This window comes from Pseudomonas sp. LB1P83 (assembly GCF_054897885.1).
The window spans coordinates 2,404,120-2,420,099 of record NZ_CM142709.1 but is presented as its reverse complement, the minus strand read 5'-3'; the positions used below and the strand labels follow the sequence as shown (position 1 = coordinate 2,420,099).

Genomic DNA, 15,980 nt, shown 5'->3' with positions numbered 1-15,980 from the left:
AACAAGCCATGCAGAGAGTTTGACAGTGTGTTTCATTCAGGTATTATGGCGCCCGCAACGCAAACGGAGGTGTGGCCGAGTGGTTTAAGGCAACGGTCTTGAAAACCGTCGACTGTAACAGGTCCATGAGTTCGAATCCCATCGCCTCCGCCATATTTGTAACGACAAAGCCCTGATTATTCAGGGCTTTGTCGTTTCTGGCTTTTGACAAATCCCTGCAGCCCATACTTCAGCCCATACCTTGGATAAATCATCGATTTTCGACGAGCGGCTAACATTTGAACCCCTCATCGCTGGCAATCAGTGCGGTAGCAAGGATCGATCAGGTATGAAACGCGAAAGCATGTGGGGCCTGGGATAACAAATAAAACGCATTCGAAAACGCCGCTCAATGAGCGGCGTTTTCGATTTTGTGGTGGGATGGAAACAAAGGCAGCAATCGGCCAGAAGCATCGAGCCTGCCAAGCAGTGGCACCGAAGACGACAAACCTCACCACGATCGGGGGCTACCGGCCAGAGGTGAATACCCGGAGGATTCTGGATTTCCCGGTTTGGTTGGCAACTGAGCCACTGTCGCCTCCCCGACGGCAGCAAACTCGACTACCGCCACCAATCCGGCGGTCGACTGAGCAGCATCGACCTCAACGGCTCGCGTCTGACCACGCATCAATTCAGCGCCGGTCGCGAACTACAGCGCCAACAAGGCCTGTTGCTCAGCCAATACCAGTACGACGAACAAGGTCGCCTGCAAGCCCACAGCGTCAGCCAGCAGGATCGCAACCTGTTTCAACGTCGCTACGCCTACGACGCCAATGGCAACCTCGCCAGCATCGACGACAGTCGCAAAGGCAACCGCAGCTATCACTACGATCCGCTCGACCGTCTGATAAACGTCCGTGGCAGCACCCCGGAAAGCTTCGCTCACGATCCGGCCGGTAATTTGCTGGGCCAGGGCAACCAACTCAGTGCGAATATGGCCAACGTCAAAGGCAACCGTCTGCTGATGCAGGGCGACCGCCACTACGACTACGACGCATACGGCAATCTGACCCGCGAGCGTCGCGGCACCGGTCAGAAACTCGTTACCGAGTACCGTTACGACTGCCAGCACCGCTTGATCGGCGCCAGCCTGCCGGGTGGTAGCGTTGCAACCTACAAGTACGACGCCTTTGGCCGCCGCATCGAAAAAACCGTCGACGGCAGCACCACCGAATTCTTGTGGCAAGGCGAACGCCTGATCGCCGAAAGTGCCAATGACCGTTATCGCACTTACATCTACGAACCCGACAGCTTCCGACCGCTGGCGATGCTCGACGGCGAAGGCCCGCTGAAGGCCACGCCGTATTACTACCAACTCGACCACCTGGGCACTCCACAAGAGCTCACCGACTACAGCGGCGAAATCATGTGGTCGGCCAAGTACCGCTCTTACGGGAACCTCGCTGCCCTCGACGTGGCGGAAATCGACAACCCGCTGCGTTTTCAAGGTCAGTACTTCGACACCGAAACAGGCCTGCATTACAACCGGCATCGCTACTACAATCCGGGGAACGGGCGGTTTTTGACGCCGGATCCGATCAAGCTTGCGGGCGGGTTGAATAACTACCAGTACGTGCCTAACCCTACGGGATGGGTGGATCCGTTGGGGTTGGAGGGTTGTCCAGGACAAGGTGGAACAAAACCTGAAGGCGCAACCCGAGATACTGCAACTAAACCCGTTGTCGACGAGGGCACGCCAGCTGTACCAAGCTACGAGACCCCATACAAACCTTTGAGCAGCCCTCAAAAGAAAGTTCTGCAGGGTAAAGTCGAAAGCAGGACAGCCACCCGGGGCGAGGTTGCTCATCTAGATTGGGACAGACGTTTCTCGAACAGGCGCCAAAGAGGTGTAGATCGTTTCTGGTCAGAGGAAAGGAAAAGACTTCGCGGGGGTGAGTCGGGCACAAGGGATTGGAGTCCGGAGCAAGCCGATGACATCATGAAAAACAAGCGCCCGAAATTTGATGACAAAACTATTGAGGGTCATCATATGTACAATGCACTGGATTACCCACAACTGGTTGACAAAGCTTTTAACATCTATCCAGCAACAAGAGATGAGCATCTATATAGATGGCACGGTGGTAGTTTCCAAAACGAGACCAAAGGAAAACCACTTAACCCATTGGTACCCGAGGATTTTTGAGCCATGACTAAGATAAGTATTGCTGCTGCAGCCCCAACTAGCGACCTTGAAGTGGCCAAATTCCTGCACCAACGATTTAAAATGTCGCTGATTGGCTCACAAAAAAAGCTCGCCTTGGGCGATAAGGGCTTTTTTTACACGTGTGATCTCTATCAAAATGACCATGTTGAGCGCGACAAGGATATTCGCGACATAATTACTTTCTTCAGTCAAAAGAAACTTCCACTACTGCTCTTAGAAATCGAAGACGAACAGGAATGGGGGGAGTTAGATATAGATAACCTTAGTCAGTATTCAATATCTGAAGAGGAACTGCTAAATGCTCTGGACTCATCTAAAGGACTTTACGAGTAGCTGAGCCCTTTCTTCATATTTAAATACCTGACCTGCCTTCGATGAAAAGAGGGTATTTTGCTGACGACGTCAGCATCATACCCAACCAGTCAGGATTGCTTGGACTGCGCACGGTAATCGAGTTTTATCAGAGGAGCGTTCGCGCTCCTGCACACATACAACGGAGTGTTCGGCCATGCCCACTAAGAACCCGGGCTTCACTATCCGCCACTACTGCCAAGGCATCGGTGACTGTCATCTGCTCCGCTTTGAGAAAGACAGTGGTGACCCTTACTGGATGCTCATCGACTGCGGGATCCACACGTCTATTCAAGGGAGGGTCGCAAATCATCGACGACTTAGTCGCCGACCTTCACCAACAGACTGGCGGCAAAATCGATGTCCTGGTGCTGACGCACGAACACACTGATCACATCTCCGCTTTCAGAGAATCCTCTAACCGATTTGTAAACTTCAAAATCGACGAGGTGTGGATGGATTAGACGGAATCACCGACGGCCCCTGACGCTCGAGATCTGGACAGGTTCAAGCAGCAGGCCCTGAACGCGCGCTCCGGCGTTAGCCGACAGTTGCATGGCGCATCCCACCTGGACGCAGCACAGCCGACTGCGCCTCTGCGCGAAGGAATAGACGAGCTCTTGACCTTCAGTTTCGGAGCCCAGGGTGAAACGGTACGCGGTATGCGAGATGCCGCCGGCCGGCTCGCCAGTAAAGTAATCAAGTACCTCGAACCCAAGCAAGCGCCGCTCAACATTCCCAGCACACCTGCGATACGAGCGTACGTCCTTGCTCCGTCCCGAAATCCTGACTACCTCAACATCGTGGACCGCGTTGGTGAGCGTTACCAGATGGCCAGCGATGAGGACGGGGCCCGCGTTGCCGAGACGCTCACAAGCGCATTCTCTGCAGCTGCACCAGATAGCGACTTCACTGACCCGACAGCCCCCTTCGCCCCCTGCCTGGGTACCCGACTCACCAACATCGAGCGTTCGACCAAGCCGCGCAATTCCGTTGCCGCATTCGCGTACTCGCACTACTTCGGCCCGAGTGAGCGGTCGCCCCTCATTGCCTCCAGGAAACGCGTGCGAACCGATGACGCAAACGAGACCGATCAGGCGTGGCGCAGGATTGACTTCGACTGGCTAAGTTCCGCCGGCACGTTGGCGATGCAGCTAGACAACAAGACCAACAACACGAGCCTCGTACTCGCCTTCGAGATCGTGGACACAGGTCGCGTTCTCTCTTCGCAGCCGATGCGCAAATTGGCAGCTGGCTGAGTTGGCAGGACTCGGACTGGAAGATGTCAGATGGGACCATCGTGACAGGCCCGGACCTGCTGAAAAGAACCGTCTATTACAAGGTGGGTCACCACGGCAGCGAGAACGCGACTGCCAAGGCCAAGGCCAAGGGCCTTGAGCTAATGACGAGTGAGGATCTCACCGCCTTTGTTCCCACCAATGAGAACGATGCAAAGAAAGTGAAGTGGGGCGAGATGCCCTACCCCTCACTCCTTGCGGCACTTGAGGCCCAGTGCGGCCCGCGCGTTGTTCGCGCTGACAACCCGCAACTCCTGGAAGGCAAAGCTCCCTTTGAAACACCTTCCGGGTCCATCCACGCGGTCCGGGTAGGAACCGTCGGTAACGGGGGCGACCAACGTCGAACATGGATTGAGTTCGATGTTGCGTAGCACCGGGAGGTAGCGCGTCACTACAGGAACCAGTAGCGATTCAAGGCCAACGCTTTGGTATACACCTGTAAAATTGATTCCTGCACTTCTTATGGTTCGTTCGGAAACTCCACGTACGCGATGACTTTGCCGAACGGCGCGCTTGCCATACCAATAGGCATATTCACCCCTGGATACCCTGGCATGAGTGTATTGATGACTGAAACCTGCTCCCCTAAGGCTCGGTTATCCGCAGCGATCAGCAAAAAGTAGGTTCCATCGGCGGGCGCGACGCCGGACCATTCAATCGCAAGAGCATTGGGGCCGTCCAAATTATCAGCAACGATATTACCTTGGGCGTCGAGCACGACTGCTTTAGGTTTCAGCGCATTTTTCGCAAACCCCATACACATGTTGTTGCACATTGAGCTGACGTTGATTACGTAGGTTTGGCCTTTGAGCAAACGGAAATTGAACAGTCGGTAGTTACCTATCTGCTCTCCCAGGACAATGCGTGGCTCTGCTGCGCTGATCTCCCATCGCTTCGGGAACAGGCCACGATTAATCGGAAGTGGAGTGGCCTGCGAGTGGAGAATCGCTTCATGGAATGAATGAGCGATCGTTGAATTGCTGGACTGAACCTGATCGATGTATTGGCTTTGCGAGTTGCTTGAGCAGCCAGCCAAGGATAAGACAATAACAAGTGGTAGTAAGCATTTGAGCATCGGAGGTCGTCCATTGAGTACTACGGCGGGAGTCGTTAGCCGAATCAAAAATGGTAAACAAGCATTGTCGGCGGCTCTGGCTGAAGCTTGAACGCGATAGGTAGCAAAAAAACGATAGACCCAGTCTGAGCAATTGCTCAAGCACCTGCTATCCGGGACCGCCATCTCTTCATTTCGAAGCCGGCACTTTTGGCTCGCGTATTTTATCGTCTAGGCCCTATTGGCAATGAAGTCTTAGACGCCGCCTCTTTCTCAGTCCGGGCAGTCGATACGAAAAAGTTTGACGTCAAAATGATGGCCATCTAACATCGCGCCACTATTGTGCTACCAGCCTCCATTTCGAGGGATCGAACATGTACCCAGCCGCCCTCGCGGCGAGGTTGTGCCTGGCTTTGCTGTGCCTTTCTCCGCTGAATCTCGCTTACGCTGCCCCTACCCCGGGGGAAACCGACCTCATCCGTGAACGTCAGGATCGCCTGCTCGAAGAGCAACGTCGGCGTCTCGACGAGCTCAAGGATTTACCCGGCAAGGAAGTCAAACCCGCCGCACCGACAGCGCCTGCGGACGCCCGTTGCTTCCCCATCAAAGACATCCAGCTCAAAGGCGCCGACAGTCTCTCCGAGCGCGAGAAAAATCGTCTGCTCAAGCCTTACATCGGCCAATGCCTGGGCGTTACGCAGCTCAACGAACTGCTGAAAGTCATCACCGATCACTACATCGAAAAAGGCCTGGTCACCAGCCGTGCCTATTTGCCGCAGCAGGATTTGTCCGGTGGGCATTTGAAGGTGCTGGTGGTCGAAGGCAAGCTCGAAGGCTTGAAGGGCGCGGAGGGTAGCAAGCTGTCGGATCGCGAGTTGGGCATGGCTTTTCCCGGCAAGACCGGCGAGCTGGTCAACCTGCGGGAAATCGAGCAATTGGTCGATCAGCTCAACCGCTTGCCGTCGAATCAGGCACAGATGGAATTGGCGCCGGGCAAGAACGTCGGTGGCAGCGAAGTGCTGGTCAAGAACTCGCCGCAAAAGCCCTGGCGTGCCGGGTTGTCCCGCAGCAACGATGGCCAGCGCAGTACTGGCGAGCAGCAGTGGGGCACCACGTTTGACTGGGACAGTCCGCTGGGTTTGGCGGATCAGTTGAATCTGCGCGGCGGTCACGATGCGATGACCGATCATCAGCACACCTCCAACAACGCGCTGCTCAATTACAACTTGCCGTTGGGCTGGTGGAACTTCAATTACACCTACAGCCAGAGTGAATACCGCTCGCAGGCGCAAGCCAACGGCTTCAACTTCAAGCAGACCGGCGACAGCGAAAACCACCAACTGCGCGCCGAGCGGGTGATCCATCGCGACGCCGTAAGCAAGACTTCCCTCAGCACCGGCTTGTCGTACCTGCGCACCAACAACTTTATCGAAGACAGCAAACTCAAGCTGAGCAGTAACCGCATCAGCGAAGCGCAGTTCGGCATCAACCACGGTCGACGGGTCGGCAGTGCGTTCGTCAACATTGACCTCGGTATGCAGCAAGGCATCGGCGCGTTCGATGCGCAGGGCAACGGTCACCCTGGCCCCGGCGAGCCGGATGCGCGCTACCGCAAATACACCGCCACCGCGAGCTACCTGCAACCGTTCAAGGTGTGGGGCGAGTCGTTCAGTTTCAGCAGCCTGATGACCGGCCAGCGCAGTGAAGACGTGCTGTTCAGCCCGCAGCGCACCAGCCTCGGCGGGCAGTCGTCGATCCGTGGTTACAAGGATCAATCCTTGTCCGGCGACAGCGGCGGTTACTGGCGCAACGACCTGCGCTGGAGCCGTCCAGTGACGCTGGAATGGCTGCGCCCGGTGTTCGCCGAATACGGCACCAGCCTCGGTTACGACCAGGGTGTGATCCGTGGCGATCGCTACAACGGCGACCAGCACGGCCGAATGTCCAGCAACTCGGTGGAGGTGTTTGCCCGCGGTCAGCACCTCGCCGCCAGCGTCACCTTTGCCCATTCCCTCGAACGTCCGGACACCCTGACCGAGCGCGAAGCGCCGATCTATTTCCGCATGGATTTCTTCCTCTAACTTCGTTGCATCGAGACCTACCACATGGACGTTCGTCAGTACGCCTTTCTCGCGCGCCAACCTTCTGCGTGCGTGAAAACCCGCGAGCACTTCTGGGGTATGCCCAAGCGGGGATTGGCGTTCCTGTTGGCAAACGTGATGTTCTGGCAACCGATGTGGGCGCAGGCCGAGGGGATCGTGGTAGCGACGCCGGGGACCAGTCTCGGTCAGGCGGGCAATGGCGTGCCGATCGTCAATATCGCCATGCCCAATGGCACGGGGCTGTCGCATAACCAGTTTCACGATTACAACGTCGGCACCCAAGGCGTCATCCTCAATAACGTCGCCAACCAGACCGGTGCGACGCAATTGGGCGGCATCATCGTCGGCAACCCCAACCTCACCAACAGGGTCGCCGCGCAAACCATCCTCAACGAAGTGGTCGGCGGCAGTCCGAGCCAATTGCGCGGTTACACCGAAGTGGCGGGGCAGTCGGCGCGCGTCATTGTGGCGAACCCTTACGGCATCAGCTGCAACGGGTGCGGTTTCATTAACACCCCGCGCGTGACCTTGACCACCGGCAAACCGGTACTGGACAACGGGCGTCTGGATCGTTTTCAGGTCGATCAGGGCAGCGTCTCCATCGACGGCGCCGGGCTGAATGCCAACAACGTCGACAGCTTCGAAATCATCACCCGCAGCGCGAAGATCAACGCCGAGATTCAGGCGAAGAACCTGACCATTGTGGCCGGTCGCAACGACGTCAATGCACAGAGCCTCAACGCCACCGCGCGAGCCGATGACGGCAGCGCCAAACCACAACTGGCCATCGACTCGTCGGCGCTGGGCGGGATGTACGCCGGGGCGATCAAACTGGTTGGTACCGAGGCCGGGGTCGGGGTGAAACTGGCCGGCAACCTGGCGGCCAGTGGCGGTGATATCCAGCTCGACGCCAATGGCCATCTGAGCCTGGCGCAGACCTCTGCCGCCGGCGCGGTGAACGTCAAAGCCGCCAGCCTCGACGCCCGGGGACCGGTTTATGCCGGTGCCGTCAATGTACAAACCCAAGGCAACCTGACCAACCAGCAAACCCTCGCGGCCCGGGACGGCATTGTCCTGAGTGCCGGTGGGCAGTTGACCAACAACGGCATCATCGAAGCCGGGGTCAATGCCGATAACAGTCGCAACGCCAATGGCGATGTCAGCCTGACGGCGCAGAACCTCAACAACAGCGGAAAAAGCGTGGTTGCCAGCCGCAACCTGACGGTGAGTGCCGCGCAGACCCTGAATAACCAGGGCGGTACGCTGAGTGGGCAAACCACCAATATCACCACCGCAGTCCTGGACAATCAAAACAACGGGCGCGTACTCAGTAACAGCACGTTAAACCTCCATGCCAACAAGGTGTTCAACGCCAAGGGCGTGATCACCAGCACCGGCAATCTCTACGGCAACTTCGGTCGGCTGAACAACAATAGCGGCGAACTGAGCAGCCTGGCTGATATCGTTCTGAACGTGGTCTCACTGGATAACGTCGCCGGTCTGGTGACAGCCGGTCAAGCGTTGAGCCTCACCGTCGCAGGAGCAGTGAATAACCACGATGGAAAACTCACCAGCCTCGACAGCCTGACCCTTACTGCCGGTAGCGTCGATAACAGCGGTAAAGGCCGGATCGCCAGCAACAAGTCACTGACCGCCAGCGTCAGCAGTCTCGACCAACAGGATGGTGGGCAACTCACAAGCGATACGTCGCTGATCCTGGATCTGAACCACGGCACACTGAACAACAAGGGTGGGCTGATCAACGCACCGTCGCTGGTGCTGAAAAATCTCGCGCAGGTGGACAATCGCAGCGGCGAAATATCTAGCGCGCAGGCGTTCACATTCGCGGCTGACAGCCTCGACAACAGCAATGGCAAACTCCTCGGCAATCAGGCTATCACCCTACGTGTGACGCAGGCACTGACTAACGTCAAAGGCACCATCGCTTCGGCTCAACTCGATGCACAGGTGGGTAGCCTGAATAACAACAGCGGCACTCTCACGAGCCGTTCCGACCTCGTTCTAAGAGTCAACGGTCAACTCGACAATCAGGACAAGGGGCTGATCAACGCTGCCCAGAACCTGAATATTAACGCCGCGAACCTGAACAACCAGAATGGAGGTTCGCTGCTCGGTAGTGCCATCGCCATTGACTTCAGCGGCGCCATGGGCGATTTGAACAATGCCAAAGGCCTGATCACCACAGCGGGCCAACTGAGCATCAACAACCTGCGGGATCTGAACAACCAGGGAGGTGAACTCTCCAGCAATCTGAGCTACACGCTGCGCGGGCGTAATCTCGACAACAGCGATGGCATGCTCTTCAGTCGTCAACAACTGGATCTCAACGCTGCCAGCACCCGAAATCTCAACGGCCTGATTTCTGGCTGGGGGGGCTTGAGCCTGCTGGGTGGCAGCCTCGACAACCGGAATAAAGGCACCCTGTCGAGCCGTGACGGTGATCTGTTGGTCGACCTGACCGGCGATGTTCTGAACAGGAATGCGGGCGCGCTCGTAAGCAAAGGCACACTGAAGGTCACCACAGCCAGTCTCGATAACTCAGAGAAAGGCATTCTCTCCAGTGAAGGTGCACAAACCTTCATCGTCGCTGGCACGTTGAACAATGGGCTAGGCGGCTTGATCGACAGCGGCGCGGGCTTGGAGATTCAGGCCAAAGCTCTAAGCAACATCAATGGATTCATTTACGGAAAACAGGACCTACGGATCACCGGTACCGACCTGAACAACAGCGAAGGCGTGCTGTCCGGTGATACGTCGATGACCCTGGATCTGCTTGGCACCCTGACCAACACCAAGGGTCAGTTGGTCAGCGTCGGCCCACTCGTAATCTCCCAGGCCGCTCAAATCAATAACCAGGGCGGCAAACTAGTCAGCCAAGGGCTGCTTACGTTGTTGACTGGCGACCTCGATAACCGCAACGGCGGCACTGTCGCCGCCAACGATGCGCTGACTGTAACTGCCAGCGGCGTCGTGCAAAACAGCGCTGACGGTCTGATCTACAGCGCAGACGCCGATCTAACAGTGAATGCAGCCAGTCTGGATAACGCCAAGGGTAACCTGCAAAGTGAAGGCGACCTGACGGTCAAGACCGATGGCGCCATTGATAACCAGAGCGGACGCATCGTTGCCAAGTCCGGCAACCTTAAGATCACGGCCGATAGCCTGGATAGCCGTGGCGGTGTATTGGCCAGTCTGAAAGGAGCATTTAGCGCGCGGATCACCGGTGTGCTGCGCAACGGCTATGACCTCAACAACAATCGTCAAGACGGGGTAATTCAGGCCCAACGTCTGGATCTGAAAGCCTGGGGCGGTCTCGAAAATAACGGCGGGCGAATCACCGCGCAAACCGGTGATGTGATCATCGATACCGGTGCCAGCGCCAGCTTCGACAACCGCAATGGCGGTCTATATGCCAAGGAGCGCGTCAGCGTCACTGCCAAGGATTTCGACAACAGCGGCGACCTCGGTGGCCAGATAGCCGGCCAACAGATCGATCTCAGCTTGCGCGGTGCCTTGAACAACCGCAAAGGCATCATCGAAAGCATCAGCACCTTGAGCATCACAGCGGCCAGCATCGATAACCAGACTGGCCAACTGCGCGCGCTGGGCAACGCTGGCAAAACCGTGTTCGCCATCGGTGGGGTGTTCGACAACCGCAACGGCACCGTGGAAAGCGCCAACAGCAACCTGGACCTCGGTGCTGGTGGTTTGTTGAATACTGGTGGCAACGTACTGCACGTCGGTACCGGTGTCTTTGATATTGCTACCAGTTTGCTCGGTAGTGCCGGCGGCAGTTTCGTTACTCGCGGCGGTTTGACTGTGGCCGCCGACAGTTGGACTAACAGCAGTGTGATTCAAGCGGATAGCCTGACCGTCAACGTCAACAGTCTCAATCAGACAACCGACGGTCAATTGTTGGCGGTCAGCCAGTTGACCGGCAACGGTGGTAACTGGAACAACGACGGCTTGATCGCCAGCGATGGAAAATTCGATCTGACCCTGTGGGGCAACTACACCGGCATTGGTCGCACCAGCAGCCTCGGTGATCTGACGCTCAAAGCCAATCAACTGACCCTTAGCGCAGCCAGCAGTATTGCCGGTGGCGGCAACACCACGGTCAACATCAATGGCCAGTTGAACAATCAGGGCCGTTTGACTTCCAGCGGAGACCTGATCGTCACTGCTGCCAACCTCAACAACTACGGCACAATCGGTTCCGGTAAAGACTTGACCCTCACCACCGGAGTACTGCTCAACAGTCGTGGCCTGATTTCCAGTGGCGGCGATATGCGGCTGCTACTGTCCAGCTTCACCAACGCTTACGGCCAGGTCTATGGCCTAAGCAACGTTCACATCGGTCGCGACCGCGACAGTAGTAAGGCCGATTTGCTGGACAACCGCTCCGGGGACATTTACAGCGCAAAAGATCTGACCATCAATGCCCTGACCGTGAACAACGTGCGGGACATTCTGGAATACACAGCCCATGAGAAAAGTTCGGTGGTCATTACCGAGCTGGATTGCAATTTGATCCCGATTGCCGGGTGTGACTTCCGCAGCGGTTCTCGCCGTAACGGGCACTGGGAAATCGCCGAGACCGATCGTCTCAAAGTCACACAAAGCAGCGCCGCCGCCAGCCTGACCAGCGGTGGAAACATGACGGTCAACGCTCAGTCGCTGAACAACACCAGCAGCACCATCGCCGCCACAGGCAACATCACCGTCACTGCCGGCACGATCAACAATACTGGCCTGCAAGAGCAGGAGATCATTACCAAACGCACATTCTGGAACTACGTCGACCAAATCTTCGCCACGGTTCCGGCGGCCGCGGCCTTCAACAATAAGAACAGTCCGACACCCTCCTCCACTGTCGAGGCGGATTTGAGCTATTTCATCAGCCTGCTGGGCGGCGGCAAGTTGACCGAAAGCACTACCACGGTAGCGGGCTCGGGCTCGGGCTCGGGCAGTTCCTATGATGCAGTGATCCAGGCCGGCGGCAACATCTCCCTCAACGCGACGCAGACCATCGACAACAGCGTGGTGCGTCCGTACTACAGTTACGTCGCTGGGGGAAAAACCAACACTGATACTGGGGCCGGCAACGGCTACTCCACGCCGGTTACTATCAACGCGCAACTGCCTCCGGATCTTGCCCAGCAACAAGTCAACCCGATGGATCTGCCGGGCTTCAGCTTGCCCACCGGGCAGAACGGTCTGTTCCGCCTAAGCCAGGAGGGCAACAGCAATCCGACTTCGACTGGCCCACAAAGCTGGACGCTGACCGGCGGCCAAGTCACATCAGGGGCAACAGCCGCACCTGTCACCATCAATCGCGTCCAAGGTCTACCAAACAGTGCCGGCAAATCCCAACCGCACAAATACCTGATCGAAACAAACCCGGTACTTACCGACCTCAAACAATTTATGAGTTCGGACTACCTGCTGTCTGGCTTGGGTTACGACCCCGACCAGAGCGCCAAGCGCTTAGGTGACGGCCTCTTCGAACAGAAACTGGTCCAGCAAGCCGTGGTCGCCCGTACCGGTCAACGCTTCATCGATGACCAGACCTCTGACGAGGCTGTCTTCAAATACCTGATGAACAACGCCATCGCCAGCAAGGACGAGCTGAACCTAAGCCTTGGTGTCACCCTCACCGCGCAGCAAGTCGCGGCGCTGACCCACGACATCGTCTGGCTCGAAGAGCGCGAAGTGAATGGGGAGAAAGTCCTGGTGCCGGTGCTGTATCTAGCCAACGCCAACAATCGTCTCGCACCCAACGGTGCGCTGATTCAGGGCAAAGACGTCACGCTGGTCGCCGATAAGGACCTGCACAACGCCGGCACCTTGCGAGCCAGTCAAAACCTCGATGCGACGGCAAAAAAAGATCTGGTCAGCAGCGGTCTAGTGGAAGCCGGGGATCGTTTGAAGTTGGTGGCGACCAACAACCTGACCAACAAGGCCGGGGGAATTATCACGGGGCGGGATGTAACCCTTGAGACCAAAAACGGCAACATCATCAACGAACGCACGGTCACGTCCCATGACAGTAGCGTTGATGACTACAGCCATGCCCGCGATTTCGTGGACAACGCTGCACGGATCGAAGCCGCCAATAAGCTGGTGATTAACTCCGGTCGCGATGTGATCAACAGCGGCGGCGTGCTCAAAAGCGGCGGTGAGATGGACATCGACGCCAAGCGCGATGTCGCCATCGCCGCAGTTGCAGAACGTCATTCCGACAGCCGCACAGACTTCCTCAATTCGAGCATCACGCAACATGGCGCCGAAGTCAGTTCCGGTGCGGGTCTGACAATTGATGCCGGCCGCGATATCGCGGCGGTCGCGAGCAAGATCGACGCCAAGGGCGACGTAACTATTGAGGCCAAACGCGATGTGTTCTTCGGTGCCGCCGCCGATGAAGAGCATTCCTATTTCAAGGACAAAAAGGAAACTCGTCAGGAGGACCACGTCAGTCAGATCGGCACCTCACTGAATGCGGGAGGCAAGCTGACTTTCAAGTCCGGCAAGGACATGACGCTGGTTGCTAGCGACATCAGCTCCGGTCAAGAAGCTTATCTACATGCCGACGGTGACTTGCAGTTGTTGGCCGCGCAAGACAGCGACTATTCGCTGTACGACATGAAGAAAAAGGGCAGCTTTGGCAGCATGAAAACACAGCGTGATGAAGTTACCGACCTCGTCCACGTGGGCACCAAAATAAAGTCCGGTGGCGACCTGACACTTTCCAGTGGCGGCGATCAACGCTATCAGGCGGCCTCGCTTGAAAGTGCTAACAACATCACGCTGGACAGCGGCGGCGCGATTGATTTCGAAGCGGTCAAGGATCTGCACGACGAGAGTCACACCAAGAGCGATAGCAACGCGGCCTGGAACTCGGCAAAGGGTAAAGGCAACACCGATGAGACCTTGCGTCAGAGCGAGTTGGTGGCCAATGGCGCGTTGGTGATCAAGGCTGTCAAAGGCCTGACCATCGATATCAAACAAATTGATCAGCAGAACGTCAGCCAAACCATCGACACCATGGTGGCGGCCGATCCTAAACTGGCCTGGCTCAAAGACGCTGAACTGCGGGGCGATATTGATTGGCGCCGCGTGGAGGAAATTCACAAAAGCTTCGAGTATTCGACCTCCGGTCTCGGTGTCGCCGCACAAATAGCCCTGGCGATCTTGCTGGCGGCGGTCACGGGCGGAGCGGGAGCCGGATTGATAGGAGCCACGGCCGGGACCTTCTCGGCAGGCTTTGCCAATGCTGTGTTGATTGCGGTCGAAACCACGGCCGCCAACAGTGCAATTAGCAATAAGGGTGATCTGGGCTCCGTGCTCAAAGACGTCTTCAGTGCTGAGAACCTGCAGGGTTATGTGCTCTCCGGCATGTTGGGCGGAATCGGCACCGGCCTGGGTTACAACCCGACCGAACTTGGGTTCGACTGGAGCAGCGCCGGTACGGTGGTTTTGAAGACGGGCGCCGATACCCTGGCGCAAACCGCACTGCAGGGCGGTAGCCTGAGCGATAACTTCGTTAACAATCTGTTAGGGGCGGTCATCGATATTGGCGGTGCTCTCGCAGCCAATGGGATCGGCAACCTAAATCTCGTCGACGGCAGCCCTACCAAGATTGCGGCGCACGCACTGGTGGGTGGCTTGAAGTCCATGGCCATGGGCGGCGACTTCAAGACTGGCGCGTTGGCCGGCGGCGCCAACGAAGCGATGGTTCAGTACCTCGCGGATCTGATCCTTCCAGAAAATTACGATCCGAAGATGCCCGGTGCCGATCAGGCCAAAGCCAACATGTTGGCGATGTCTCAGTTATTGGCAGTACTCACGGCAGTCGTTTCGGGCACCGATCCCAACATCGCCGCGAACATTGCTGCCACGGCCACCCAATACAACTACCTGTCTCACTCTGATCTGGAAAGGGCGGCGAACGAGTTGAAAGGCTGCGGGAGTGACTCCGCATGCATAAATAAGGCATATAGCGACTATCACGAACTCAGCCGGCAGCAGGATATTGATGCGGTCGCGCTATGTGCAGCGGATCCTGCCAATTGCGCTTCCATCTCCAAGCGTGTCGCCGAGGCTGAAAAGCAAACCCAAAGCCTCAAAGACATGGCCGCTTCAGCATCGCCGGAAGCCAAAGCGATCTTTGACCTGTTAATTACGGAGAACAACGGCTTCCAGAATATGCTTGCAGGCGTTACCACCGGACACACTGTCAATGCCCTTGCGGATACCCTTGCTCAAACGCTCGGCATCAGCCACGAGACCGCTCTTGCTGCCCTTGATAATCTTGCGACGCTCGCGGCCGGATTGAATCCTATCGTCAAGCCTGTGGTGGCGGGTGGTGGTAAGGGGCCGACCAAAGAAGGCAATTCAGGGACGAAAGGTGGGACGAATACTACCGACAACGGCACTGGTGGTTCAAAAGCCCCAGGTGATACTGTTGTGCGCAGCGATAATGACTTTTCGTCAACTGTCGGTGGAAATGGGAAGCCGAAGGCATACATCAACGAGAACGGCGACTTGGTTCCTCCAAATCCAGAGGGAACAGGTACCGTTCAAACGCATGTGCGTGGCAGTGGTCCTGAAAATTCTCCCTACATCTCCGTAACCGACCCGAGCACCGCCTTGAATCCGAAGGACTACGGAACGCATAAAGTTGAAATCGACGTAACGCGGTTGCAGAAGGATATCGATTCAGGTGTATTGCCAAACACCAAGTTTTTGACGAGTCAACAGGTGGCGGCGGAATTGCAATCAAAATTGGATGCGGCTCGTGTTAGATTCGAAAACAATCCAAGCAAGAGAAACGAAGACTCCCTAAAAGGTGCAGAGAGAGATTTAGGAAACGCGATGCGTGATGGCGAGTGTCTGATCAAGGGATGTGTTCCATCCACGTATATTACTCCCGTTAAGAAATAGAGGTT

Annotated in this window: 8 protein-coding genes and 1 tRNA gene; 8 read left to right on the top strand and 1 reads right to left on the bottom strand. The window is 56.7% G+C overall.

Translation table 11 applies throughout. From position 1 onward, the window contains the following. The first annotated feature begins 65 nt into the window (after positions 1–65). The 6 genes from ACYZTY_RS11330 (at position 66) to ACYZTY_RS11305 (ending at position 4,226) form a co-directional block, all read left to right on the top strand. Positions 66–153 (top strand) — tRNA-Ser (locus ACYZTY_RS11330). A gap of 472 nt (positions 154–625) precedes the next feature. After that, the gene (locus ACYZTY_RS11325; RefSeq protein ID WP_461959298.1) at positions 626–2,185 is read left to right on the top strand and encodes an RHS repeat-associated core domain-containing protein; all 1,560 of its coding nucleotides are present in this window, start codon (positions 626–628) and stop codon (positions 2,183–2,185) included. A 3-nt stretch (positions 2,186–2,188) separates the two neighbouring features. After that, positions 2,189–2,539, top strand: coding sequence for a hypothetical protein (locus ACYZTY_RS11320; protein ID WP_461958549.1), 351 nt, complete (start codon positions 2,189–2,191; stop codon positions 2,537–2,539). A 41-nt stretch (positions 2,540–2,580) separates the two neighbouring features. Further along, entirely contained in the window at positions 2,581–3,021 is a 441-nt protein-coding gene (locus ACYZTY_RS11315; RefSeq protein ID WP_461958548.1) for an MBL fold metallo-hydrolase, read from the top strand. A 156-nt stretch (positions 3,022–3,177) separates the two neighbouring features. Then, the gene (locus tag ACYZTY_RS11310; RefSeq protein WP_461958547.1) at positions 3,178–3,816 is read left to right on the top strand and encodes a hypothetical protein; all 639 of its coding nucleotides are present in this window, start codon (positions 3,178–3,180) and stop codon (positions 3,814–3,816) included. A 23-nt stretch (positions 3,817–3,839) separates the two neighbouring features. Beyond that, positions 3,840–4,226 carry a hypothetical protein gene (locus tag ACYZTY_RS11305; protein WP_461958546.1) on the top strand — a complete coding sequence of 129 codons (387 nt, stop codon included), beginning with the start codon at positions 3,840–3,842 and terminating at the stop codon, positions 4,224–4,226. A gap of 89 nt (positions 4,227–4,315) precedes the next feature. On the opposite strand, the gene ACYZTY_RS11300 is transcribed toward ACYZTY_RS11305, so the two are convergent. Beyond that, positions 4,316–4,930, bottom strand: a complete 615-nt coding sequence (locus ACYZTY_RS11300) for a hypothetical protein (RefSeq protein WP_461958545.1) — start codon at positions 4,928–4,930, stop codon at positions 4,316–4,318. A gap of 353 nt (positions 4,931–5,283) precedes the next feature. Here ACYZTY_RS11300 and ACYZTY_RS11295 point away from each other — a divergent pair, with 353 nt between their 5' ends. Further along, positions 5,284–6,990: a ShlB/FhaC/HecB family hemolysin secretion/activation protein gene (locus ACYZTY_RS11295; RefSeq protein WP_461958544.1), complete on the top strand. Its 1,707-nt coding sequence runs from the start codon at positions 5,284–5,286 to the stop codon at positions 6,988–6,990. A 24-nt stretch (positions 6,991–7,014) separates the two neighbouring features. Then, a complete protein-coding gene (locus ACYZTY_RS11290; protein ID WP_461958543.1) occupies positions 7,015–15,975 on the top strand; it encodes a two-partner secretion domain-containing protein in 8,961 nt (2,986 codons plus the stop codon). The last annotated feature ends 5 nt before the right edge of the window (positions 15,976–15,980 follow it).

Coding starts and splice junctions, on each gene's coding strand:
- ACYZTY_RS11305 (WP_461958546.1), top strand. CDS start 3,840: ATGTCAGATGGGACCATCGTGACAGGCCCGGACCTGCTGAAAAGAACC.
- ACYZTY_RS11320 (WP_461958549.1), top strand. CDS start 2,189: ATGACTAAGATAAGTATTGCTGCTGCAGCCCCAACTAGCGACCTTGAA.
- ACYZTY_RS11300 (WP_461958545.1), bottom strand. CDS start 4,930: ATGCTCAAATGCTTACTACCACTTGTTATTGTCTTATCCTTGGCTGGC.
- ACYZTY_RS11315 (WP_461958548.1), top strand. CDS start 2,581: ATGAAAAGAGGGTATTTTGCTGACGACGTCAGCATCATACCCAACCAG.
- ACYZTY_RS11290 (WP_461958543.1), top strand. CDS start 7,015: ATGGACGTTCGTCAGTACGCCTTTCTCGCGCGCCAACCTTCTGCGTGC.
- ACYZTY_RS11295 (WP_461958544.1), top strand. CDS start 5,284: ATGTACCCAGCCGCCCTCGCGGCGAGGTTGTGCCTGGCTTTGCTGTGC.